General features: G+C 60.6%; 20 protein-coding genes and 1 pseudogene. 16 read left to right on the top strand and 5 right to left on the bottom strand.

All coding sequences use genetic code 11. The annotated features are described in order from the left end of the window. Positions 1-50 precede the first annotated feature (50 nt). A complete protein-coding gene (locus tag CJU94_RS35035) occupies positions 51-902 on the bottom strand; it encodes an SDR family NAD(P)-dependent oxidoreductase (protein WP_095423227.1) in 852 nt (283 codons plus the stop codon). A gap of 147 nt (positions 903-1,049) precedes the next feature. Between CJU94_RS35035 and CJU94_RS35030 the strand changes: the two genes are divergently transcribed. Both CJU94_RS35030 and CJU94_RS35025 read left to right on the top strand, forming a co-directional pair. Further along, positions 1,050-1,982, top strand: a complete 933-nt coding sequence (locus tag CJU94_RS35030; protein ID WP_095423226.1) for a helix-turn-helix domain-containing protein — start codon at positions 1,050-1,052, stop codon at positions 1,980-1,982. 325 nt (positions 1,983-2,307) lie between these two features. Next, on the top strand, positions 2,308-3,840 hold the full coding sequence (locus CJU94_RS35025) for a phytoene desaturase family protein (protein WP_095423225.1): 1,533 nt from the start codon (positions 2,308-2,310) through the stop codon (positions 3,838-3,840). Positions 3,841-3,948: 108 nt separating this feature from the next. On the opposite strand, the gene CJU94_RS35020 is transcribed toward CJU94_RS35025, so the two are convergent. Continuing rightward, complete coding sequence (locus tag CJU94_RS35020) at positions 3,949-4,968, bottom strand: SDR family oxidoreductase (RefSeq protein WP_095423224.1); 1,020 nt, start codon at positions 4,966-4,968, stop codon at positions 3,949-3,951. 63 nt (positions 4,969-5,031) lie between these two features. Between CJU94_RS35020 and CJU94_RS35015 the strand changes: the two genes are divergently transcribed. Both CJU94_RS35015 and CJU94_RS35010 read left to right on the top strand, forming a co-directional pair. After that, positions 5,032-6,012, top strand: a complete 981-nt coding sequence (locus CJU94_RS35015) for an AraC family transcriptional regulator (protein WP_095423223.1) — start codon at positions 5,032-5,034, stop codon at positions 6,010-6,012. 516 nt (positions 6,013-6,528) lie between these two features. Then, complete coding sequence (locus CJU94_RS35010) at positions 6,529-7,650, top strand: YncE family protein (protein ID WP_095423222.1); 1,122 nt, start codon at positions 6,529-6,531, stop codon at positions 7,648-7,650. Positions 7,651-7,854: 204 nt separating this feature from the next. On the opposite strand, the gene CJU94_RS35005 is transcribed toward CJU94_RS35010, so the two are convergent. Then, the gene (locus CJU94_RS35005; protein WP_095423221.1) at positions 7,855-9,786 is read right to left on the bottom strand and encodes an SMP-30/gluconolactonase/LRE family protein; all 1,932 of its coding nucleotides are present in this window, start codon (positions 9,784-9,786) and stop codon (positions 7,855-7,857) included. A gap of 422 nt (positions 9,787-10,208) precedes the next feature. On the opposite strand from CJU94_RS35005, the gene CJU94_RS35000 reads away from it, so the two are divergent. From CJU94_RS35000 to CJU94_RS34980, 5 genes and pseudogenes are all read left to right on the top strand, one after another. Next, a complete protein-coding gene (locus CJU94_RS35000) occupies positions 10,209-10,655 on the top strand; it encodes an Ohr family peroxiredoxin (protein WP_095423220.1) in 447 nt (148 codons plus the stop codon). Positions 10,656-10,861: 206 nt separating this feature from the next. Then, on the top strand, positions 10,862-11,308 hold the full coding sequence (locus CJU94_RS34995) for an OsmC family protein (protein ID WP_095423219.1): 447 nt from the start codon (positions 10,862-10,864) through the stop codon (positions 11,306-11,308). 142 nt (positions 11,309-11,450) lie between these two features. Next, positions 11,451-11,843: a VOC family protein gene (locus CJU94_RS34990; RefSeq protein WP_095423218.1), complete on the top strand. Its 393-nt coding sequence runs from the start codon at positions 11,451-11,453 to the stop codon at positions 11,841-11,843. Between the two features lie 67 nt (positions 11,844-11,910). After that, positions 11,911-12,358 (top strand): annotated as a pseudogene (locus CJU94_RS42635) (transcriptional regulator, SarA/Rot family). Positions 12,359-12,401: 43 nt separating this feature from the next. After that, positions 12,402-13,361 (top strand): cupin domain-containing protein, encoded by a 960-nt coding sequence (locus tag CJU94_RS34980; protein WP_095423217.1) that lies wholly within the window; start codon positions 12,402-12,404, stop codon positions 13,359-13,361. Positions 13,362-13,604: 243 nt separating this feature from the next. Here CJU94_RS34980 and yfcF read toward each other — a convergent pair whose 3' ends face one another. Next, on the bottom strand, positions 13,605-14,237 hold the full coding sequence (gene yfcF / locus CJU94_RS34975; RefSeq protein WP_095423216.1) for a glutathione transferase: 633 nt from the start codon (positions 14,235-14,237) through the stop codon (positions 13,605-13,607). A 224-nt stretch (positions 14,238-14,461) separates the two neighbouring features. Then, complete coding sequence (locus tag CJU94_RS34970) at positions 14,462-14,989, bottom strand: SRPBCC domain-containing protein (protein WP_157763853.1); 528 nt, start codon at positions 14,987-14,989, stop codon at positions 14,462-14,464. A 355-nt stretch (positions 14,990-15,344) separates the two neighbouring features. On the opposite strand from CJU94_RS34970, the gene CJU94_RS34965 reads away from it, so the two are divergent. The 7 genes from CJU94_RS34965 (at position 15,345) to CJU94_RS34935 (ending at position 22,445) form a co-directional block, all read left to right on the top strand. Then, positions 15,345-17,132, top strand: a complete 1,788-nt coding sequence (locus tag CJU94_RS34965) for a serine hydrolase (protein WP_095423214.1) — start codon at positions 15,345-15,347, stop codon at positions 17,130-17,132. A gap of 188 nt (positions 17,133-17,320) precedes the next feature. Beyond that, positions 17,321-17,548 (top strand): hypothetical protein, encoded by a 228-nt coding sequence (locus CJU94_RS41600; RefSeq protein WP_208645433.1) that lies wholly within the window; start codon positions 17,321-17,323, stop codon positions 17,546-17,548. A gap of 315 nt (positions 17,549-17,863) precedes the next feature. Then, positions 17,864-19,012 (top strand): c-type cytochrome, encoded by a 1,149-nt coding sequence (locus tag CJU94_RS34955; protein WP_095423213.1) that lies wholly within the window; start codon positions 17,864-17,866, stop codon positions 19,010-19,012. A 13-nt stretch (positions 19,013-19,025) separates the two neighbouring features. Continuing rightward, positions 19,026-20,783, top strand: a complete 1,758-nt coding sequence (gene ctaD / locus CJU94_RS34950; protein ID WP_095423212.1) for a cytochrome c oxidase subunit I — start codon at positions 19,026-19,028, stop codon at positions 20,781-20,783. Further along, positions 20,780-21,391 (top strand): cytochrome c oxidase subunit 3, encoded by a 612-nt coding sequence (locus CJU94_RS34945; protein ID WP_095423211.1) that lies wholly within the window; start codon positions 20,780-20,782, stop codon positions 21,389-21,391. The genes ctaD and CJU94_RS34945 overlap by 4 nt, the downstream gene beginning before the upstream one ends. After that, positions 21,388-22,095 carry a heme-copper oxidase subunit III family protein gene (locus CJU94_RS34940; protein ID WP_095423210.1) on the top strand — a complete coding sequence of 236 codons (708 nt, stop codon included), beginning with the start codon at positions 21,388-21,390 and terminating at the stop codon, positions 22,093-22,095. Before CJU94_RS34945 ends, CJU94_RS34940 begins: the two co-directional genes overlap by 4 nt. A gap of 8 nt (positions 22,096-22,103) precedes the next feature. Then, entirely contained in the window at positions 22,104-22,445 is a 342-nt protein-coding gene (locus CJU94_RS34935) for a cytochrome C oxidase subunit IV family protein (RefSeq protein ID WP_095423209.1), read from the top strand. The last annotated feature ends 86 nt before the right edge of the window (positions 22,446-22,531 follow it).

Genomic DNA, 22,531 nt, shown 5'->3' with positions numbered 1-22,531 from the left:
CGTGTCCTTTGAGATTGAATCGGGCGCGATCGCGCCCGCGAATGAACGCGTTACGCGGCGTGTTTCGCTGCGTAGCCGGGGCGCGGCACGAGGTCCATCAACATGCATTCGAAGCCGCCGTCCACGGCGATCTCCGCACCGTTGACATAGGCCGCGCGCGGGCTGGCGAGAAAGGCCGCGACCTCGGCAATGTCGGTCGGCTCGCCGATGCGCCGGCTCGCCGTCATCGCGCTGCGGCGCGCTTCGACATCGCCTTGTTCGTAAAAGGCTTGGGACAGCGGCGTGCGGATCATGCCGGGACACAGTGTGTTGCTGCGTACGCCGCGCGGCCCCCATTCGGCGGCGATCTGCCGCGAGAGCATTGCGATGCCGGCCTTGCTCGCGCTATAGGCGCCGCTCCAGGTCTGCGGGTGATGCGCCGCAATCGACGCGATATGCACGATGCTGCCCTTGCGACGCACGAGCATGCCGCGTCCGAACGCTTGCGCGCATAGCATATAGCCGGTGAGATTGACGGCGAGCATCGCGTTCCATGCGTCCAACCCGATATCCTCGATCCCGCCCGCGCGCAGGAGACCGGCGTTGTTGACGAGCACGTCCGCAGCACCCATCTTGCGTTCCACCTGTTCGCATGCGCGCTTGACGCTCGCCGCATCGCTGATATCGCATTCGGCGGCGAGCGCCTCCGTGCCGCCTGCCTGCAGCGCGCGCGCCGCTTCATGACAACCCGCTGCATCGCGATCCAGCAGCGCGATGCGCGCGCCGGCATCGGCCAGGGTGGTGGCTATTGCACGACCGATACCGCCCGCCGCACCTGTCACCACGCAGAGGCTCGAATCGAGGCCGAGCCAGTGCGGCGCGATGCCATCGCGCGTGGCGCCGTTAATCGTCTCCTTAGTCATCCTTCTCTCCTTTTGAGCTTGAGAACAAGGCGTTTTCCGCGCTGCCGCGTGCCACCTCTTCCGTGAGAAAAGTATATTCACGGCCTTGCACAAAAAATTGGACAAAGGCAGCAGACGACAGGACAATTTGTGCAAAGGAGACAAGACGTGCTAAGGAAAATCCCTAACTACAATCTCTACGGCGAGTCGGCGCGGCCACCGTGGTACGACGCTTTCAACTTCGAATGGATCGCGGAGCGCAGTGCGCCGAACGACTGGCATATCGATGCGCATCGTCACGACGCGCTCTTGCAGTTTCTTTACATACGCGGCGGCGGCAGCTCTGGCGACGTGCTCATCGAGAACACGCGTATTCCGATTGAACCGCCTTGCGTCATCATGTTGCCTGCGCAAACGGTGCACGGCTTCAGTTTCGCACCGGACGTGGACGGTCTCGTGTTGACGGCTGCGCAGCGTTCGCTGGAAACGCTCGCCGCGATGGTCGCGCCTCCGCTCGTACCCTTATTGCAGCGCGCGGGCGTAGCGCGCGTGAATGTTCAGACGCATGACAGCGTTCTCATGCCGCTGGTCGAACTGCTGGAGAAAGAGTACCGCGCGGCGGATCGCGGACATATGGCGGCAGGGTTGCCCTTGTTGATTGCACTTTTCGTGCATGTCGAGCGCCTGTGCGAAGGAGCGTTGGTCACCCGCTCGACGGCCGCCGCGAACGTGTCCGCCACGGAACGGCGCGCCAGACAGATCAGGCGCTTCAGAGAACTTGTCGTCGCGCATTTCCGCGAGCATCGTCCCGTGGATTTCTATGCGCAGGAGCTCGGTATGACCGTGACTCAACTCGGCCGGGTGTGTCGCGAAGAGATTTCGAGCTCTCCTCTTACCGTCATCAACGAGCACCTCGTGCGTGAGGCACAACGGGATCTCGTCTATTCGCATATGTCGGTCAAGCAAATCGCGCATGATCTCGGGTTTACCGACGTCGCCTACTTCAGCCGCTACTTCCGGAAGCAGACTGGCGTGACGCCAACCCAATTCCAGAAAGAAGCCATCAAGGCACTTGCGATCGATCGACGGCCCGCGCAGTAATGGGCTCCCAGCGGATACAGCAGTGAGTGAGCGGCAACGGACGGCCGGAACGGCGCGCCATTAACGGCCGCTTGCGGGGGCGGATTCAACCGGGGTCGCGCCGGCGAATGCAGTCAGCGCGTGCAACACGAGCACTGCATCGGACGGCCAGCTCGTGGTGTCGTTCGCTTCGCACTTGATGCAGATCAACAGTCATCCCGTACCGCGCAGCACATTGGTTGATGTGTGTGGCGCGCGTCCATCCAACGTCCCTCACTTTCACATACGGCCCGTACGCGTCGCAATACGCGCCATTCGCTCTCCTCATCCCGCTGGAGTCGCAGCCATGAACCCCAACCCTCGAAAGGTCGTCATCATCGGCGCCGGTATTGCTGGCCTGTGCGCCGCGGTTTACGCGCGCAAGTGCGGATACGCCGTGACCGTGCTCGAGCAGCACGAACGCCCCGGCGGACTCGCCACCAGCTGGCAGCGTGGCGCCTATACGTTCGAAGCTTGTCTGCACTGGCTGCTCGGGTCGAATTTGCACGACCCCATGCACGCGCTATGGCGCGAAGTGTTCGACATCGACCGCCTGCATTTCGTCTACCCGGAAGAATGGATACGGGTGGAAAGCGAAGACGGAAATAGTCTGTCCATCTACTCGAATCTCGAGCGGCTCGAAGCGGAGCTGCTGCGGCACGCACCGCAGGACGAAGCACCGATCCACCAGTTCATGCATGCCGTGCGCAGCCTGAGCCACTGCCCGCTGCCGTCGTTGAGCAGCGCCTGGCAGGACCGCCTCACGACTGGGCTGCAATTGCTTCGCCACATGCCTCTTCTGCAAAACCTCTCGCACATTACTGCCGAAGACTATGGCAAGCGTTTCAACGACTCGTTGCTGCGAGGCTTCTTCGGCGAAGGAGAAAACGCGCAGCTCGCGGTCGTTGCACTAGTGTTCGCGCTCGCATGGGTCAGCAACCGCAACGCCGGCTATCCGATTGGCGGCTCGGACGCGGTAATCGGTCCGATCGCGCAGAACCTGCAGCAGCTCGGTGGTGTATTGCGCACGGGCTCGAGCGTCAAGCAGATTCTCGTGGAAGACGACACTGCAGTGAGTGTGCAACTGGACGACGGCGAGCGCATCGACGCCGACTGGGTCGTCTCCGCCGCCGACGGGCACACGACCGTCTACAACATGCTCGACGGACGGTATGTCGGCCCGCGCATGGCGCACGTCTATCGCACGTACAAGCCCTTCCCTTCGTTCCTGCAGGTGAGCCTCGGCGTGGCGCGGGATCTTTCGCAGCAGTGCGGATATGTGATGCGACTGCTCGACACGCCGTTCACATTAGACCCGCAGACAGTGCTGCATCAGATCGCCTTCCGGCTCTTCCACTACGATCCGACGTTCGCGCCTGCAGGCAAGACCGCAGTGACGTGCACGCTGCCCACGCGAAACGTGGGCTATTGGTCGCGGTTGAGTGAGCACGACCCGCAGGGATATGAAGCGGAGAAGCAGCGCGTGGCGAACGCCGTGATCGCGATATTCGACAAGTCGACGCCCGGTGTGCGCGAAGCGATAGAAGTGGTCGACGTGTCGACTCCCGCCACCGTGGTCCGCTGCACGCGCAATTGGCAAGGCAGCATGGAAGGTTGGCTGCTCACGCCGCAGACGGGTGTACGACCCTTGCCGCCAACGCTGCCCGGCCTGCGGCGGTTCCTCATGATCGGCCAGTGGGTCATGCCCGGCGGCGGCCTGCCGTCTGGCCTGATTACCGCACGGCGCGCGGTGCGCCGTATGTGCCGAAAGGACGGCATAGCCTTCGTGCCTGATGAGCACGAGAAGTCGCCGAACGCAGCCGGCGGTTTTCCTGCCTGACGCAACCCGTGCGCTGGCAGCGCCGTCGTGCCGCGACGACGTCGAGCTGCGGGGTCCTATCCAGACGTCGACTTACGGTCTTCCGTCTTTCTCTCCGGCGTCAGATCGCTAATCGCCAAGCAACCCAAGCCGCACGAGGCTTTCAGCACTGGCGACGATTGCCTCGTCGCTTGATCGCGGCCTCCAGCCGAGCAACTGGATAGCCTTCGCGCTCGAAGCGTTCATGTCGATGTCCAGCAGCGGAGCAAATGCCTTCATAGCTGGGTGCTTGCGCACCTCCGAGTCCGGCCAGACATGAGACGACACCTTGTCCGCCGCCGCCCCAAGTCGCTCTCGCAGCACCTTCGCAACATCGACCATCCACATACTTTCGCCTGCGGTAGCGAGGAAGCGCTCACCGCTTGCCGCAGGCTCCGTCATGGCGAGCAGATGCAGATCGGCCACGTCTCGCACATCGACGAAACCCGAATTGATGTTCAGACATCCGGGCTGGCCGTCCAACAGATGCTTGATCAAGCGGATGGAGTGCGAGAAGTCGGCGCCGAGCACAGGCCCAAGCACGGCTACCGGATTGACGGCCGAAAGCTCGAGACCGCCACCCTCGCGCTGGATGAAGTCCCAGGCCGCGCGTTCCGACAGCGTCTTCGACCTTTGATACGGTGCGACGTCGCCAGTCAGATCGCTCCAATCAGTCTCGTCAAAAGGGCGTCGGTAATCGCGTCGATGGCCCACGCCGATCGCACCGAAAGCAGAGGTCAGGACAACACGCCTCACGCCGGCATCGCGCGCGGCGCGTAACACGCGTAAATTGCCTTCCACCGCCGGCTTGATCCAGTCATCTTCGCTAACCTGATCGCCCGATGGTGTCGGTGATGCGCCGTGAAGCACGTAGACGCACCCTGCCACCGCCTCCCTCCATCCCGAGTCATCTGTCAGATCGGCAGAGACGAACGAAAGTGGGGCGTCTGCCGCGATCCCGCCGACTTCGAGCTGGTTGCGCACTTCTCGCTCCCGCGTCAGCGAGCGAACGGTGGTTCGCACCCGGTATCCGCGGTCCAGCAAAGCCAGGATGCAATGCTGCGCGATAAAGCCTGTACCGCCGGTGACAAGTACGAGTTCATCGCTCATGAATTCACTCCTTTCAGTCGTCGTTAAGAGACGTTAGATTAGAAGCAATCACCCGTATGCAGAATGCTTGTAAGTGCGACCTACTTGCGCGATAGTGCGGAAATGAGCGCTGATCCCCTTTCCGATATCCTGAAGCTGACCAATGCCGAATCACTCGTAACGGGCGGATTCACGGCCGGAGGTCCATGGGCAATCCGTTTTCCGGCACCCACCACGATCAAATTTTTCGCCGTCGTGCGAGGCCATTGCTGGGCCAGCATCGATGGGGAACAGGCGCCTGTCAGATTTGGCGAGGGGGATGTGGGATTGATGGCAGCGCCCCGATCTTTCGTTTTGGCAAGCGAACCGGGCGTGGTTCCGGTCGACGCGATGACTCTGTTTTCCCCGGCTGGAAAATCGACTGCTCAACTCGGTGACGGGAATGAATTCGCGCACATCGGCGGACACGTGCTGCTTGATGTCAAAAGTGGCCTGTTGCTGGCCAATGTCCTGCCTGCATGGATTCGGATCGATGCGGCCAAGACACATGCGGCAACATTTCGATGGCTTCTCGACCAGCTCGTTGGCGAACGCGCGGATGATCAGCCGGGCGCACGTCTGGCGTCCGCCCACCTGGCGCAGCTGCTTTTCATTCAGATTCTGCGAGCGCACATGGAGACCGCTGCCGTCATGCCGCCGGGATGGTTTCGCGCAATGAGCGACCGGCGGCTAGCGCCAGCCATGGCGCTGATGCACGATGAACCCGCGCGTAGCTGGCACCTGGAGGAGCTAGCCGACGCCTGCGCCATGTCGCGCACCACCTTTGCACTGCGGTTCAGAACTGCGGCGGGCGTGGCGCCACTAACTTACCTCGCCGAGTGGCGCATGCGCCTGGCGGAGCGGGCCTTGCGAGAGGACAAAAGTCCGGTCTCGCTCATCGCGCAATCCATCGGGTATGCGTCAGAAAGTGCGTTCAGCAACGCTTTCAAAAGGATGACGGGACATTCGCCAAGGGATTACCGAAACTCTGCATCACTTTCCGGCACGTCCTCCGCCGCTGAATAGCGCTATACACCGGCCGGACGACTGCATGGCCGCGATTTGCGCTCATCGACCCGTTCCGGCTTTCGATCACCGCTTCCCAAGGTCCGCACATCGCGAGGCATTAGCCGATCGCCTGTGTGAGCTGACATGCATGGCTCACTGCTCTCCCCCACGTCGCGCAGAGCCAGCAAGATTTGCAGCGCGAACATTACGGCCGGCAATTCACCAACACACTCACGGACGTTTCAAACTCATTACGGGTATAGCGTCCGCGTAATGTAGACCATAAAAAAGTTTTACTTTCCGATTTGCGGGCGCGCCGCCATTGTGTCAGCCAGACAGCCAGTCTATAGCCACTATTCATGTGCTGCCCAGGTGCATCCATGGGAACGTGGCTATCTCGCCAGACTTCTATTTCTTAAGATTCCTTAAGAAATCGCTCGTTGATCGTCGTCGGCCATGGGTTGAATGAATTTCAACACCCAGGCCAGTTGATGGATCGACGGTCAGGCCGATAAACAGAAAGGAGACGATTCGATGGAAAAGCGCATGATGACCTTGATGTTGCTCGCTGCGACCGCATTGGCCGGTTGCGGAGGTGGCGATAACGTCAGTGCACCAACACCGCCAAAGCTACTGACGAACATCGCCGTGCCCAATGCTTCGAGCCCACCATTCAGTTTCGACATCGGCTACGTCGAGGCCGGCAAGTACTTTCTTACCGACCGTAATAACAAGGCAGTCGATGTCGTGGACACCAGATCGAACACGTTGATCGCCCAGATCCCTGGGCCATTCGTCGGTGCTGGCGCCACAACAAATGAGTCCGGGCCCGACGGAATAGTAGGCATTACCGGCACGAACACCATCTATGTCGGCGATGTCGACTCCGTTAAGGTGATCGATACGGCTGCACAAAAGACGGTCAACACCATCGCCGTCAGCAATTCCGGATCCCGCGTCGATGAGGGCTGCTACGATCCCGACGATCATCTCGTGATGTATACGAGCCCCGGAGATTCGCCGCCGTTCGTCACGTTCATCTCCACGCTGACACAAAAAGCGGTGGTGAAGCTTCCTTTCAACGGTTCGTCTGGGCTCGAAGCATGCACATATGACCCTGCCTCGAAGAGCTTTTTGATCAACAATGACGGGACCTCTGCCAATCCCGATGGCGAACTCGACGTTATCACCAGCAGTTCTGTCGTGGCGGGCAGTCCTTCTATCAGCAAATCGTTTCCACTAGGAAAATGCGGACCGGCGGGAATCGTGCTTGGCCCGAATAACGACGTGCTCGTGGGATGCGATCCGCCGGCCGGCGACCCGCTCATCACGCTGATCCTTGATCGTTCGAGTGGCGCAATTCTAGCGACTCTGCCCTTTGGCGGGGTAGACCAGGTCAACTACGATCCGGCTTCCAACCGCTACTTCCTGCCGGCCCGGCACTACGTCACGAGCGGCACCGCTGCAGCGTCAGGATTCAGCCCGCAGATGGGCGTAATCGATGGCACCTCACGGCAGTTGCTCTTTAAGATTCCGGTGGGCACAGGGGCGCATTCTGTCGCCATCGACAGCACCCTTGGGCAAGTGTATGTACCGTTCCAGCCCGGCGCGGCAGGATTCCCCAACGGCGGCATCTCGGTTTTCTCGACCCACTAGTGTTCCGGCCCGGTCATTGTCTAACGGGCCGGCTTGGATGACGATTGCCACAATCGCGTTTCAACAATGGCTGGACGCGCGCTCCCACCAGCGCTCCACGATCCGATGGGTTACGGGTCTGGAGCGCCTGTGCCTGTGGTGATCGTTTTTCATCGTAGCTGGAACGATCATAATTAGCCGCTCTCCCGCTGACGAAACACAGGATCACGGCGTCCAGCGATAAACGGTAATGCTGGAACCTTTGACGTTGTTCTTCGTGACCACGTATTCGCCCGTCGACCGGCGGTATGCCCTGACGCCGTACATCGAATCGATGGCGCTGCTGGCGTCGACGGTACTGGTGCGGGTGTTGACCAGGGTAGTGTCGAGGTTGCCGGTAGCGAGATTGATGGCGTCGATGTTCGGCAAAGCTTGCCCGCTGCCGAACCAGTAACCGACAAATAGATAGCTGCCGGCCGCGTCGATCGACTTGGCGCCCGCGTGAGCGAGGTTGATCACCGGATTGGGTGTCGTGGTGTTGCCCGCGCTCCAGCCGTGATACACCTCGACCCGCGTACCTATCGACGTCCAGTCCGTACTCCCGACAATCCCCTGTCCGAGAATCATGGTGTCGCTGTCCGCGAGATAGACAATGCGCGTCAACGGCTTGATGCTCTCGGGAATGCGAATGGGAATACCGGGCCCCCATGCTGGCTTGCCGCCGGCGTCGAAGCCGATCAGCGGATAGTGGTAGATGTACCCGGTCTTGTCCAGGCCGGCCCACACGCCTCCTTTGCTGTCGATGCAAAATCCGGCCCTGACCGCCGCGGTCGTGTTGAACGCCGCACCGGGAAGCGTGGCGTCCGGGATTGCGATGTAGCCATTCGCAGCATTGAAGTGAAAGAAGTAGTAGGTATCGGGATTCTGACCGGATGCCACGAGGATGCGGTTTGCGCCGACGGTGGCAAGCTGACCGAAATGCTCGTCCCGTGAGCGATCGTTGATGTTGATGCGCGGGTCGGAGGGATAGTCGAACGGATCGACTGTGTTCGCCACGAAGGTTCCCCCCGCGGTGCCGGTGTAGATGTCGGTGCCTCCATAGAGGTCGACGCCGTCGGTACCCGGGTCCGCAGCGGCGATCCCCTCAAAGTTGAGAGATTGAAGCTTCCACTGCAGCCGGCCAGAACTGGTGTAAGAGTGAATGTCGGTGCCGCCGTCGCGGCCCAGATCCCAGCTCCCGCCCCACGGATTATTGAGCACATAGAGGTTGCCCGCGGTGTCCCTGCCGATGCCCGTGACGCGGGTAAAGCGCTTGTCGCCAACCTGCCCTTTGATTCCCGTCGTGGTATCGAGATAACCACCCTGGATGCCGAATGTACCGGCCAGCGCCGGCGTACCCGAGAGCTTGTAGCGCTTGATGTTCATGTCAGGGCCTTCGTCCCCCACCATGAGCTGCCCCGATGACGCATCGAAATAGAGCGCCGATGGCCGCGCCCCACCCGGCATCTGGATGGTGTTCAACAGCGCGCCAGCCGGACTGAACTCGACGACCGAGCCCTCGCCCTTCTGGGCGACCCAGACGTTGCCCGCGCTATCGACTGCGAGGGCACCCGGGGCCGTGACGTTGATGTCCCGCTTCCAGATACCGTCGGTAGTGAATATCCGGACGCGGTTGCCATAGAAGTCGCTCGCATAGAGGAGCGAGCCCGCCGTGGCCAGTCCAGTGACGACGTCGACCCGGGGCAGGTTGTTAAATGCGCTGACCTGAATCAACATATCCCGCGTTTTAGTGGCGCGGTTGTATCGGCCCACCGCACCACTTCCGTATGTCCCGCCGGGCTGCAGTGCCACGAAGATCGACGTCGCGTTGCCCGTGATCGCGCCACCCTGAAACTCTCCGTGCGCCCCGATCGAGCCGAGGCTCTTGCCGGCCTGGTAGACGGCGACACCACCCTCGTACTCGTCCCACATTGAGGCCGTGTAGATGACACCCTCGGGCGCGACCCACATGGAACGCGCGGTATTACCCACGTGGGCGGCGAGCGTGCCATAGGTGTTCGCCAGCCAGTCCGTGGTGTTTTCCGACCGACACGTCGGCGCAATCAAGGCGATCACTGCGGCGAGAATCGCAACATGAATCCACTTTTTCTCGACCATGACCGATGCTCTCCAGATGTAGTGATCATTCGCGTGAAGGGTCGGCCAGCGAGATTCCAGAGTCACGGTCGGTGGCTTACGTATGAACATATGCAACTCTTTGCGCCTTTGCAAGCCGCACCTCACTACCCGCATCCGGGAGTGTCTCGTCTCGGCATACGGGTCGCGGCCCTGTCGGCAACCTCAGGAAGTTGGCCGTGGGCGCCGCAGCCGTTCACGGAACCGCGTGACGACGCCGGCTGGACGGGGCGAGCGGTACCGAAATCAAGAGGACGGTTGTGTCGTCGCTAAATCGCCGAGCGACGACACCGCCAGCCACGGGTTGATCCTTTCGAGCATGCCTATGAGCCATTCGCGACTCGGCAAGCGCAATACCTCCATTTAAAGTGGCGACTCCTATCCACGCATCGAAGGAGTTCAACATGACCACGATCGATAAAGTCCTCTTCTCAGGCGACAGCCACGCTACGTTCAATCACGACCCCAAAATCCCGCGCAGTGAGCATGGCGTTCTGAACCTCGAACTGACCGCTCCCGGCGGTGAGGAACACCAGTTCATCGGCACAGAGTTGCACCCGCGGGCAGAACAGCTGTTTTCGGGCGCATGGTCGGCCTGCTACATCAGCGCGTTTGAGATCGCGGCCTCGATTAAAAAGGTCACGCTGCCATTGGACTATTCCATCGACATTCGGGTCAGCATTGGCTCGGTCGGTAAAGGGTTTTGTCTCGGCGCGCAATTCACCGTCCGAGCACCGGGTCTGGCGCCAGAAACTGTCGAGTCGATCGCGCATCTCGCCCATCAGATCTGCCCTTACTCGAAAGCTGTTCACGGCAACATCGAGGTCGGCATGACGGTGGTCACGGTGTGATCGAACCACGCACGTGAAGCTCACCGACTGCCTAGCGAAAATTGGACTAACGAAAGGCTTTCGTTCATGTCTATTGCATCGCGCTTGCAATTGACCCTGATTCGCCTTGCAGGCCTCGTATTTTCGTTTTGATATATAAATCGCATGCGATTATATCGCTAGCGACTCAATCAGATTTGATACTTACAGTTACGAAGGAAACCATCATGGAAAAGATCGAGAAAGTCCTTAATTCAGGTAACACGCACGCGACGGTCAACCGCAATCCGGACGCCCAGCGCGGCGAGTTTGGTGTCTATGACCTCAAACTGACCGCCCCCGATGTCGAGAACGTCGAATTCGTCGCCACCGAGCCGCACCCACGAGCCGAGCAGTTGTTTGCTGGCGCCTGGTCGGCCTGCTATACCACCGTGTTCGGGATGGCGGCCCAGCTAAAGAAGGTAACGCTGCCGCCGGATTATTCCGTCGACATCAAGGTCAACATCGGGCAGACCGGTTCCGCGTGGTTCCTCGGCGCCCAGTTCACTGTTCGTGTGCCGGGCCTCGATCGGGAAGTCGTCGAGTCGATTGCGCACCTGGCCCATCAGATCTGCCCGTACTCGAAGTCGGTGCGCGGCAACATTGAGGTCGTCACGGACATCGTCACGGCGTGACCGGATGAGGCGCGCATTCCCCTCTTCACACACCGCTCGACCGTGAGAATGCACTCCAGCGAGGCCGCCGCGCATGGTCGCACTTCGTGCGCATCGGCCGCAGCATCGGACAGGTCGTCGTCTATTTGGAAGGATGGACACAATGTTCAGTCACGTAGTGGTCGGCACCAACGACCTGAAGACAGCAAAACGCTTTTACGATGCGGTGCTGGGCCCACTCGGTTATGGCGAAGGCATCAGCGATGACAACGATCAGCGTCGGCGCTACGTCTATCGCGCCGACACGACGCTTTTCATCATCACCCAGCCACTCAATGGTCAACCTGCCACTTCTGCCAACGGTGGGACGATCGGGTTTGCCTGCCAGTCGGTCGAACAGGTCGACCGGTGGCATGCCGCCGGCGTCGCCAATGGCGGAACTTCGGCTGAAGCGCCGCCCGGAGTGCGTGAGACCGCATACGGCAGCCTCTATCTCGCCTATCTGCGCGATCCAGACGGCAACAAGCTTGGTGCCTTGTATCGCGAACCTGACTGAAGCGAATGATTGGGCACGCAGCAATATTCCATCGCGAGACGTCATGCTTGAGTCCACAAGGACACAGATGCAATACCCTGAGCAAGGGCTTACGCTTTCCGATTCGCTGTGCCTGGGCGGCCTACGCCGCAAATCTGGCGTTCGGCAAGACATGAGCCGATACTCGATGAGCTTGAGGTGACTTACACGCATTACTTCGCACTCTTTACGCTGTGGGAAGCGGACAATCAGACCGTCGGTGGACTGGGCAAGAAAAGCTTCTTCTCGCATCGAACACGCTTACGCCAATGCTGAAGAAGCTCCAGGTGGCGGGTGACCTGCAAAAAGCGCAATCCGGAAGACCAGCGCCAGGTGCGGATCCTCCTGACAAAAGCGGCGTCGGCTGGTGCGACCAGGCCCCGCGGATGAAACTCTCAGGGGTGTGGTGCATGGCACCGCACAAATTCGCCCAAGTGCAAAAGGCTGTCGCGGCGCTGCGCAACGAGCTAGTCAGGCTCGTCAAACCCGGCCAATGAACGACGGGAAGTCGTCTTGTCGCGTTCAAAAAGGAGGTCCGATATGCAAGATCAGGCCGACTGGCTCACCCGTTTCATGGAGCTCGTGACTGTCACGGGGAAAGTGGAAGTTCGCTGTGCGATGCGAGTTCCCTGGGCAATCGAATACGCTCAGGCCGGAGCCCAGGAATTGCCGTACCACGTTGTGCTGACCGGCAGGGCCGTGTTCGAGAACGTGGAATCCGGTGCAACCTACGACTTGCGACCGGGTGATATCGCTCTACTGCCACACGGTTCGGCGCACGTGTTGCACGACGGCAGCGGCGCCGCACCGGCGCCGACGAAGGTTCACACCTCAGGCAGCCTCCTTGTCAACGAAAGTGGCGGCGATGGCGAGGCATTCGATATGTTATGCGGCCGATTTGTCGTCGCGCCGCCTCATGACAGGTTGACCCGCAGCTACCTGCCATTGGAACTCGTGGTGCGGACCGAAGATAGCGGCACCGCTACGCAGAGTCTGCCGCAAGCCGAACGCCTGAGCCGACTGGTCGCGTTGATGCGAGCCGAAGCGATGGACAACGAAACGGGCAGCGGCGCCGTGCTGAACGCGCTGTCGTCCGCTCTGTTTGCGTTGACGCTGCGGACGGCGGGTGAGGCCGGTCAGGCCCGCACCGGGATGCTGGCACTAGCCGCCCACCCGAGGCTCGCACCCGCGGCTGCCGCCATGTTCAGTGATCCAGCTCGCGCATGGACGCTTCCTGAACTGGCCGGACTTTGCAGCATGTCGCGCGCCACATTCACACGGCATTTCCAGGCGAGTCTCGGCCGCTCCGCACTGGATCTCCTGACCGATATCCGAATGAGCGCGGCGGCCAATGCTTTGCGAAAATCGACTTCGTCGACCGAGGCGGTTGCCGATCTTGTCGGGTATCAGTCGGTGTCTGCCTTTCGGCGGGTATTTACTCAGCGGATGGGCGTGACGCCCGGCGACTGGCGGCAACTTCACCGCGCGGCCATAGAATGACGGCACGCGTTCAATGGTGGATCGAAATCGATCCGCTGTACATCCCGGGCGTTTAGCGGGACGTCTTGTCCGTGGCCGAATATCTTCATCTCGAACGGGATCGGTGCCGCGAGCGCCTGTTGCTGTGTCTGTGCAACGGGCGGATCATCTGCTGGCGGTTGTCAGCAATTCATGGAGGTATGTCGGAAGTCTCTCCCTTGCCGGCAGTCGTTCCACGTAGAAGTCTGCCGCTTGCGTTGGTGGTCAGAGCTGAGGCCGGTCCAGCATGACCCACTGCTGCACCGACGCTCGCTCCCATTGATGCGCTGCGTACGTCGACAACTTTGCGGGGACGTCATCGCCATTCATGACGAGGCGATTTAGCATCAAGGCCAGATCGGTGTCGGCGATGCACCAATCGCCGAATAGGTTCGATGCATTTTCTGGGAGAAGCCGATCCGCCGCAAAGTATAGTTTCTGCACTGCGAGCTCCGCCATGGCACTAAGCGGCGCGGCCTGCCTCGCGTAGAACACGACCTCCGTCGAGCGCTCTTGACGAATGGGCATCAGGTCGCTTCTGAGCCACGCCTGGAGTTGGCGTGCCCTAGCCCTGAGATGTCGATCCTGCGGATAAAGGCGCGTCTGCGCGAAAGTATCGTCCAGGTACTCCGTAATCGCCGATGACTCGGAAAGCGCAAAATCGCCATGCGTTAATGTGGGCACGCGCTGAGTCAATGAGCTGGCGGCGTAGCTCTCTTCACGATTGGCGTCAGTCCCGAGGTCCACCGCGAACAGCTCAAAAGGCAATTGTTTCTCCTGGAGAGCCACAAACACGGACATTGCGTACGGGCTTGCGAACTGTGTATCGGCATACAGACGAAGGGGGCCCTCGAGCATGGCGCTATCCTGACAATTGGTTAATTGGCGACTCGGTGAACGCGAGGCGGACGAGGAACTGGTTGATTGTTGACGATCTTGACGCTGATGTCGAACGACCGCTCGTAGCCGGCTACCGTTTGCTGCGATTGGCATAGCCGACCCGAGGCGGTCAGCTGCCGTGCTCGTCAACGGACATCCGGTATCAATCAGTCAGCAGGGAGCTGCCCAGGTGCTCTAACCGACTATTTCAGCGGTTGACCAGACGCTAGCTCGGCTCGCTTTTTCAATGCGTCATTCATCGCCTGCATGCTAGTAACCGTGTCCCTTAGGACACTCTGAGTCAGGGTGCCAGCAAGAATGCCGGTGAACGTTTCAGCCTGGATAAAACGCGTTTTGTTACCCACGGTTTCGAGAATGAAGCGGTGCTCGCCGTCAAAAAGACCGGGAAACCAAACGTACCCTTTCCAACGTAATTCCCGAACAGCCTGCACCGCCAATATCCTGGGATGAAACACCATTGCGTCTGGCCCCGTCCCCTCCACAAACTCGATGACGTTGCCCTCACGAAGCTGCCCTCGTAATCGTGAAATCTGCGGATTCCACAATGGGTAGTCGTCGGTCGCGGTGAGGACCGTCCACACCGTCTGAGGTGAACTGTCAATCAAGGTCTCTGTTTCAATCGAGCCGTTGTGGTGCAGCGCCAGTATTGCCAGGAAGCCCAGAAAAACTGCCCCCGCAAAACCACACATAACGCGCTTTGCTAAATTCAAGATGAATTCCCTTGCGGTCGAAGAAGTCGCATATTAACCGCTCTGGCATGCTCATCCACTGATTCGCGCGCAGGCGTTTACCGAGAGCGGCATGTATGCAGAAAACATAAATCGACGCTGAGTGGCCTTTCGAATTGCAAATGGCGGCCTTTCAATATTCACCGAGGCGAGTTTCCTGCGCGGCCTTGACGCGAAGCGGCAATCATCCTGAATCGTCATTCAGGCGACTTTGTTTGCCATTGCGTTGCTGCTTTATTTTTCCCGCTAGAATCACCGGCTGCCAACCGCTCCGTCACGCTGCTCCCAATACATTCCGCTTTTCCAGCAATCCACTTTTGATTAGAAGGAAGACTCTATGTCTAGCGATTCGAGCAAACTGGATTTGGGCGACTTGGAGGGCTATATGGAAACTCTCGTGCGTGACTGGCACGTGCCGGGAGTCGGTGTGAGTATTGTCAGGAACGACGAGGTCGTGATTACGCAGGGGTACGGCCATCGCGACGTTGTGAACGCGCGGCCATTTACTTCCTCGACACTGTTTCCAATCGCGTCGAATACGAAGCTCTTTACCGCTGTCGCCGCCGGATTGCTGGTTGAACGCGGCCTGCTGAGTTTCGATGAACCGATTCGTAATGCAGTGCCCAGTCTGCGGTTTTATGATCAATCACTCGATGCGGCAGTCACATTGCGCGACATGCTTGGGCACAAAACCGGTGTGCCGCGTTATGACATGATCTGGTACGAATCGGACTACTCGACGAAAGATCTTTTTGATCGCATCCGGTTCATGAAGCCGATTGTTCCGCTGCGTTCGCGGCTCATCTACAACAACATGATGTACGAAGCGGTCGGCCATATCATCGAGTTGATCAGCGGTAAACCATGGCAACAATTCATCCGCGACGAGATTCTGGTGCCCCTCGGTATGCACCGAACCTTGTTCACGTATGGCGACGCAAAAGCCGACGAACAGGGAGACTACGCGTTACCTTTCTCCGAGGGACGCAACAGCAATGAATTCTGGCAACCACCTGCGCCGAAAGATGACGGGTGCAGTCCGGCGGGCAGCATCGTCTCCAGCCTGGAGGACATCGCGCGCTGGTCGATCGTGCTGATGAACGACGGACTGATCGACGGCAAGCAAGCCATACCCGAGAGCGTTCTAAAAGCGACGCTCGCTCCCGGGTTGCCGTGGCCGACCGAAATGAGTGACGTGTTCGGCTTCAAAACCGATCTCAACGGCATCTATGGCATGGGACGCATGACGGCCGCGTTTCGGGGTCATCTGTTGACGAGTCACGGCGGCACGTTGCGTGCGTTTCATTCACAGGTGTCGTATCTGCCGGAAGAGAAGATCGGTGTTTCTGTCTTCGTGATAGGCGACCATTGCGCCCCGCTAAGCAACGCAATCGGCTTCGATATCTATAGCCGCGCGCTTGGCCTCAAAGAGACCGACTGGACGGCGCGGCTGCTCGACTTTCGCAGGAAGGCAAAGGCGACCATGCGCAAGGCACGAGAACGTGCCGTGCCACGTGCGGTTCCGAACACGCAGCCCTCGCACGACTTGGCGGATTACGCCGGCTCGTACGAGCACCCGGCGTATGGAACTTTCGATATCAGCACTGACGGCACGCAACTCCAGTTCGGATTCCGTCAGGTCAAGCTGCCCCTTAACCATTTCCATTACGACCGCTTTGACACGGCTGATGACGAGACAAATGGCGCGTGGTCAGTTTCGTTCCTCACGAGCATGCTCGGCGATATAGATCGCGCTGCGATATGGCTTGATCAGGCGGAAGCAGTGTTCGCCCGTCGGCCAACGCGACCCGATGCGGACGTCCTCGCAAGACTCGTCGGCACGTACGAAACGCCTCTTGGCAGGAAGGTGGGTGTCAAGCTGAGTCGAGACGGCGATATCTCGCTGTTCCATCCGGGTGAACCGGCCGATGTCCTGAAACCATTCAAAGGTCTGCAATTTCGCAGCAGCGACTTCCCGGACATCACGTTTGAATTCGCTCTCGATGAGGATGGTCGTGCGAAAGCGCTTCGCCACTGGAACGCCCATGTCGAGCTGGAGTGGCCGCGCATCGACGACTCGATCCCCGCTGACGCGCTCGAAGACGGTGGGCTGGTCAAGAGTTAGCACGCCGTTCTCGGCAATCGATTGGGGCCAAGGCTAAGGGCGGCGACGTGTCGGCCATGATCAAAAACTGGCCGTCACGTATGGCGCCACGAAGCGCTCGAACCGCGCTTTCGGTTCCTCGACGCCTATCATCGTGGGCCCCGCAGCCAGCACCTGCCAACGTCAATGCAACGACGGAGCCGCCCGCAATGGCTAGCTCCGCGGGCGCGGTACACCCGTGCCACGAGGCCAAGAAGCGCGCCGGTCGCACCGCCGGGCACCACGCCGCGTTCGGGCGAGTGCACGAGGTCGCTGCTTTGCAGCAAGGATGGGCGGGGTGGCTGTTCAAGTGCGACACGGTGATTCCCGAGGACATGAATTTGTCGCGATGTGATCCGCAACTGCAGCAATTCATCGTACTCATGTCGCACACGTGAACGGACCCTAAACATCCGGTGCCCTCGGAAGACGGCCGCCTCTGCAACCGATACTGGAGCCGGCCGTTTTGCATTGCATCGCACCAAGCGACTCCTCCATTCGCGCGATCCGTATATGGGGCGCGCTTCCCTGGCGCTGGCTTGCACGATGCAAAGGAGAGGACTACCTTTGATTTAGAGCCGCTTACAGCGCTCAGCGAAGCGGTCCTGGCAGAAGTGCCGGCGCAGGCAGTACGAAGTACGGCAAGGCGGCACAATCATGTCAGGAGCTTTTTTGTCAGCGGCTCCAGCGAGTGACGCGCAGCGAGGTGGACTATGGCGCTTGCGATTGCCCTGAGCCTGATCATCGTATTGGCGGTAGGGTTTCACTTTGCCAGTCCCTGGTGGATCACACCGATCGCGTCGAACTGGGTGCGCATGGACGACATGCTGACGATCACCCTCGTCATTACCGGCGCGCTCTTCATCGCGATCAACCTGTTCATCGTGATCGCACTGGTGCGCTACCGCCACCGCGGGGGTCATCGCGCTGCTTACGAGCCGCACAACAAGCGGCTGGAATGGTGGCTGATCGGCCTGACCTCCGTCGGCGTGGCGGCGTTGCTGGCACCGGGGCTCTTCGTCTACGCGGACTATGTACGGCCGCCGCGCAACGTGCTGCAGATGGAAGTGCTCGCCCAGCAATGGCAATGGCGCTTCCGGTTTGCCGGCCCCGGTGGCAAGCTGGGCACGACGGACGTGCGCTACATCAGCAACGACAACCCCTTCGGCCTGAACCCCGGCGATCCCAACGGCCGTGACAACTACCTGATCGAGACGCCCGAGGTGCACCTGCCGCTCAACCGACCGATCCAGGTCCTGACGCGGTCGCGCGACGTGCTGCACGACTTCTACGTACCGCCCTTCCGTGCGCGTATGAACATAGTGCCCGGCATGGTGACCACCTTCTGGTTCACGCCGACCAAGGCAGGGCGTTACGACATCCTGTGCGCGCAGCTTTGCGGTATCGGGCACTCCAACATGCGCGGCGTGGTGGTGGTGGAAGACGAAGCATCGTTCTCGCGCTGGCTGGCACAGCAGAGCACGTTCGCGCAGCGGCAGCAGGCCAGGGTGCAGGCCGCAACCGCCGCTGCGGGCGGCAGCACCCAGACGCTTGCTGACCAGGGCAAGGCGCTCGCGGAGGCCAAGGGCTGTTTCGCCTGCCATACCGTGGACGGCAGTCCGCGCGTGGGCCCCACCTGGAAGGGCCTGTACGGCAAGACCGAAACGATGGCCGACGGCAGTACCGCGAAGGTGGACGAAGCCTATCTGCGCGCCTTTATCCGCAACCCGAAGGCCCGCGTCGTGAAGGGCTTCGCACCCATCATGCCGACCTTCGACCTGAGCGAGCAGGAGCTGACCGCGCTGGTGACCTACATCGAATCGCAAGGCGGCCCGGGCGCCATCAGCGCAGCCAAACCCTAGCGGAGCAGACGCAATGCCCTACGCGCACACCAACCACGCCCAGCAAAGCTTCTGGACCCGCTATGTCTGGAGCCAGGACCACAAGGTCATCGCCGTGCAGTATTCGCTGACGGCCATCGCCGTCGGCCTCGTCGGCCTTGTGCTATCGGACCTGATGCGGTTGCAGCTCGGCTTTCCGGGTAAGTTCAGCTTCATCGACGCCAACCACTACTACCAGTTCGTCACCATGCACGGGATGATCATGGTGATCTACCTGCTGACGGCGCTGTTTCTGGGCGGCTTCGGCAACTACCTGATCCCGCTGATGCTGGGCGCGCGCGATATGGTGTTCCCGTTTCTCAACATGTTGAGCTACTGGGTCTACCTGCTGGCCGTGCTGGTGCTGGTGGCGAGCTTTTTCGTGCCCGGCGGGCCGACCGGCGCGGGCTGGACGCTGTATCCGCCCCAGGCCATCCTGGCGGGCACGCCGGGCGTGGAATGGGGCATCGTGTTGATGCTGGTGTCGCTGGCGATCTTCATTGTCGCGGCAACGATGGGCGGCCTGAATTACGTCACCACCACGCTACAGGCGCGCACGCGCGGCATGACGCTCATGCGCATGCCGCTCACGGTGTGGGGCATCTTCATTGCGACCATCCTGGCACTGTTGGCGTTTCCGGCGCTGTTCGTGTCGGCGGTGATGATGCTGCTCGACAGGACACTCGGCACCAGTTTCTTCATACCGGCCGTGGTGTCGATGGGGCAGACGCTCAAGCATGCTGGCGGGAGCCCGCTGCTGTTTCAACACCTGTTCTGGTTCTTCGGGCATCCGGAGGTCTACATCGTCGCGCTGCCGGCCTTTGGCATTGCGTCGGACCTCATCAGCACGCACGCGCGCAAGAGCATCTTCGGCTACAGGATGATGGTGTGGGCCATCATCGTCATCGGGGCGCTGAGTTTCGTGGTCTGGGCGCATCACATGTTCATCGCCGGCATGAATCCGTACTTCGGCTTCTTCTTTGCGACCACCACGCTCATCATCGCCATCCCGACCGCCCTCAAGGTCTACAACTGGGTGTTGACGCTGTGGCGCGGCGATATCCACCTGACCGTGCCGATGCTGTTTGCCATCGGGTTCATCAGCACCTTCGTCCTGGGTGGGCTGACCGGGCTCTATCTCGGCAACGTGAGCGTGGACATTCCGCTGTCGAACACGTATTTCGTGGTGGCTCACTTCCATATGGTGATGGCCGTGTCGCCGATCCTGGTGGTGTTTGGCGGCATCTACCACTGGTATCCGAAGGTGACGGGCCGCATGCTCAACGACACGCTCGGACGCGCGCACTTCTGGGTCACCTTCCTCGGCACCTATGCGATCTACTTCCCGATGCACTATCTCGGCATCCTGGGCATGCCGCGGCGGTATTACGCGTATGAGGGTTACAGCTTCATTCCATCTTCGGCGCAGACGCTCAACACGTTCATCACCGTCGTTGCGCTGATCGTTGCAGTGGCGCAGTTGCTGTTCCTGTACAACCTGGCGTGGAGCCTGGTGCGCGGCAAGCGTGCCGACAGCAACCCTTGGCGGGCCACCACGCTCGAATGGCAGACGCCGCAAACGCCGCCAGTGCATGGCAACTGGGGCGCCGCGCTGCCCGTCGTTTACCGCGGGGCGTACGAATACAGCCCGCCGGGGCAGGAGGAAGACTTCGTCCCGCAAAACCAGCCGCCTGCGACGGCGCGTGAACCGGCCGCCCACCCGACGCTTCAACCCGGAGAGGCACGCGAATGACCACACTGCCCCGCTCCTTCGTTCCTGACGCGCCACCAGTCTCGCCGAATGCAAGCCGCACCGGCCTGATCGTCTTCATGGCGGTGGCAACGACATTGTTTTCATTGCTGCTGTTCGCCTATGCGATGCGTATGCGCGAGCCCGACTGGCAGCCGATCCCGCATCCAGCGCTGCTGTGGTGGAACACCGGTGCGCTGCTGCTGGCAAGCATTGCCATGCAGCGTGCCCGGCAGATTACCTTGCACCGCGCAGCGTGGCTGGTCTCAGGCGGTGTGCTGGCGGCCGTGTTCGTGACCGGACAACTGGCCGCATGGCGCATGCTGTCGGCGGCCGGGCAGACCGTCACCGTCAATCCTTCCAATAGCTTCCTCTACCTGCTCACCGGCCTGCACGGGTTGCATGTGCTGGGCGGGCTGGCGGCCTGGGCCGTGACGATCGCGCTTCTCCAGCGAGCGGACCCCTTCCGGGCCCACCGCGCCATCGCGCTTTGCGCCATCTACTGGCATTTCCTGCTGGCTGTCTGGCTCGTGCTGCTGGCGGCGATGTGGTGGATCACCCCTGAGCTCGTCGTCGCCATCTGCGGACCACTGTATGGAGCCGCGCCATGACCACGCCCACACTCCCCACCGAATCCGCTGCCGCCACGCCCACGGGTGCCGGGCCGGACGGGTGGCGCGGCATCGTCACCGACTGGTCGGCCGACCGGGAAGCCTTCAAGGTGCCGTGGGGCAAGGCGATGATGTGGATCTTCCTGCTATCGGACACTTTCATCTTCAGCAGCTTCCTGATCGGCTACATGACGGTGCGGATGTCGACCACGGTGCCGTGGCCCGACACTTCCAAGGTGTTCGCGCTCACGGTGGGCGGCGTGGATGTGCCTTTGCTGCTGATCGCCATCATGACGTTCATCCTGATCAGCAGCAGCGGCACCATGGCGATGGCTGTCAACTTTGGCTACCGGCGTAACGCAAAGCGCGCCGCCGCACTGTTGCTGGCGACCGCGCTGCTGGGCGCGACCTTCGTGTCGATGCAGGCCTTCGAATGGACCAAGTTGATCGTCCATGAAGGCATCCGCCCCTGGGGCAACCCGATGGGCGCGGCGCAGTTTGGCGCATGCTTCTTCATGATCACCGGGTTCCACGGCTTTCACGTGAGCTGCGGTGTGATCTACCTGCTGCTGACCGCACGCAAGATCGTGCAGCCGGGCTTCACCGAGCACGGCAACTTCCAGATCGTAGAGATTGCCGGCTTGTACTGGCACTTCGTCGACCTGGTGTGGGTGTTCATTTTTGCGCTGTTCTATTTGTGGTGAGGCAGACCATGGACCACACCGATCCCGCCCATCGACCCGACACCGCGCACGGCCAGCAGCATCCGATCGGCATCTACCTGAAGATCTGGGGCCTGCTGTTCGTACTGAGCACGATGTCGTACATGGTGGATTACTTCCACGTGCAGGGCCTGCTGCGCTGGGCACTCATTGTCGTGCTCATGATCGCCAAGGCCGGGCTGATCGTGTCGATTTTCATGCACATGATGTGGGAGCGGTTGGCGCTGGTGTACGCCATCCTGATACCGCCCTTGGGCCTGCTGGTGCTGATGGTGCTGATGGCTGCCGAAGCGCATCACACCTTCGGCATGCGGGAACTCTTCTTCCACTGATGATTGCGCCGACCGTTCCTCAGGCGAGTGCCTGGAACGCACCGCTCTGAATACAAAACGATCCGACAAATGAACTGCACCCCGAA

The sequence above is a fragment of the Paraburkholderia aromaticivorans genome, assembly GCF_002278075.1.
In the GTDB taxonomy this organism is placed as follows: domain Bacteria; phylum Pseudomonadota; class Gammaproteobacteria; order Burkholderiales; family Burkholderiaceae; genus Paraburkholderia; species Paraburkholderia aromaticivorans.
Note: the sequence above shows the minus strand (reverse complement) of the source record. Positions and strands in the feature narration are given on the sequence as shown.

Bases quoted from the DNA above. Each gene is read 5' to 3' on its own strand.
- CJU94_RS34935 (WP_095423209.1), top strand. From the start codon at position 22,104: ATGGACCACACCGATCCCGCCCATCGACCCGACACCGCGCACGGCCAG.
- CJU94_RS34945 (WP_095423211.1), top strand. From the start codon at position 20,780: ATGACCACACTGCCCCGCTCCTTCGTTCCTGACGCGCCACCAGTCTCG.
- CJU94_RS35025 (WP_095423225.1), top strand. From the start codon at position 2,308: ATGAACCCCAACCCTCGAAAGGTCGTCATCATCGGCGCCGGTATTGCT.
- yfcF (WP_095423216.1), bottom strand. From the start codon at position 14,237: ATGCTCGAGGGCCCCCTTCGTCTGTATGCCGATACACAGTTCGCAAGC.
- CJU94_RS34990 (WP_095423218.1), top strand. From the start codon at position 11,451: ATGTTCAGTCACGTAGTGGTCGGCACCAACGACCTGAAGACAGCAAAA.
- CJU94_RS34955 (WP_095423213.1), top strand. From the start codon at position 17,864: ATGGCGCTTGCGATTGCCCTGAGCCTGATCATCGTATTGGCGGTAGGG.
- CJU94_RS34940 (WP_095423210.1), top strand. From the start codon at position 21,388: ATGACCACGCCCACACTCCCCACCGAATCCGCTGCCGCCACGCCCACG.
- CJU94_RS35000 (WP_095423220.1), top strand. From the start codon at position 10,209: ATGACCACGATCGATAAAGTCCTCTTCTCAGGCGACAGCCACGCTACG.
- CJU94_RS34980 (WP_095423217.1), top strand. From the start codon at position 12,402: ATGCAAGATCAGGCCGACTGGCTCACCCGTTTCATGGAGCTCGTGACT.
- CJU94_RS35035 (WP_095423227.1), bottom strand. From the start codon at position 902: ATGACTAAGGAGACGATTAACGGCGCCACGCGCGATGGCATCGCGCCG.
- CJU94_RS34965 (WP_095423214.1), top strand. From the start codon at position 15,345: ATGTCTAGCGATTCGAGCAAACTGGATTTGGGCGACTTGGAGGGCTAT.
- CJU94_RS35005 (WP_095423221.1), bottom strand. From the start codon at position 9,786: ATGGTCGAGAAAAAGTGGATTCATGTTGCGATTCTCGCCGCAGTGATC.
- CJU94_RS35015 (WP_095423223.1), top strand. From the start codon at position 5,032: ATGCTTGTAAGTGCGACCTACTTGCGCGATAGTGCGGAAATGAGCGCT.
- CJU94_RS34995 (WP_095423219.1), top strand. From the start codon at position 10,862: ATGGAAAAGATCGAGAAAGTCCTTAATTCAGGTAACACGCACGCGACG.
- ctaD (WP_095423212.1), top strand. From the start codon at position 19,026: ATGCCCTACGCGCACACCAACCACGCCCAGCAAAGCTTCTGGACCCGC.
- CJU94_RS41600 (WP_208645433.1), top strand. From the start codon at position 17,321: ATGGCTAGCTCCGCGGGCGCGGTACACCCGTGCCACGAGGCCAAGAAG.
- CJU94_RS35020 (WP_095423224.1), bottom strand. From the start codon at position 4,968: ATGAGCGATGAACTCGTACTTGTCACCGGCGGTACAGGCTTTATCGCG.
- CJU94_RS35010 (WP_095423222.1), top strand. From the start codon at position 6,529: ATGGAAAAGCGCATGATGACCTTGATGTTGCTCGCTGCGACCGCATTG.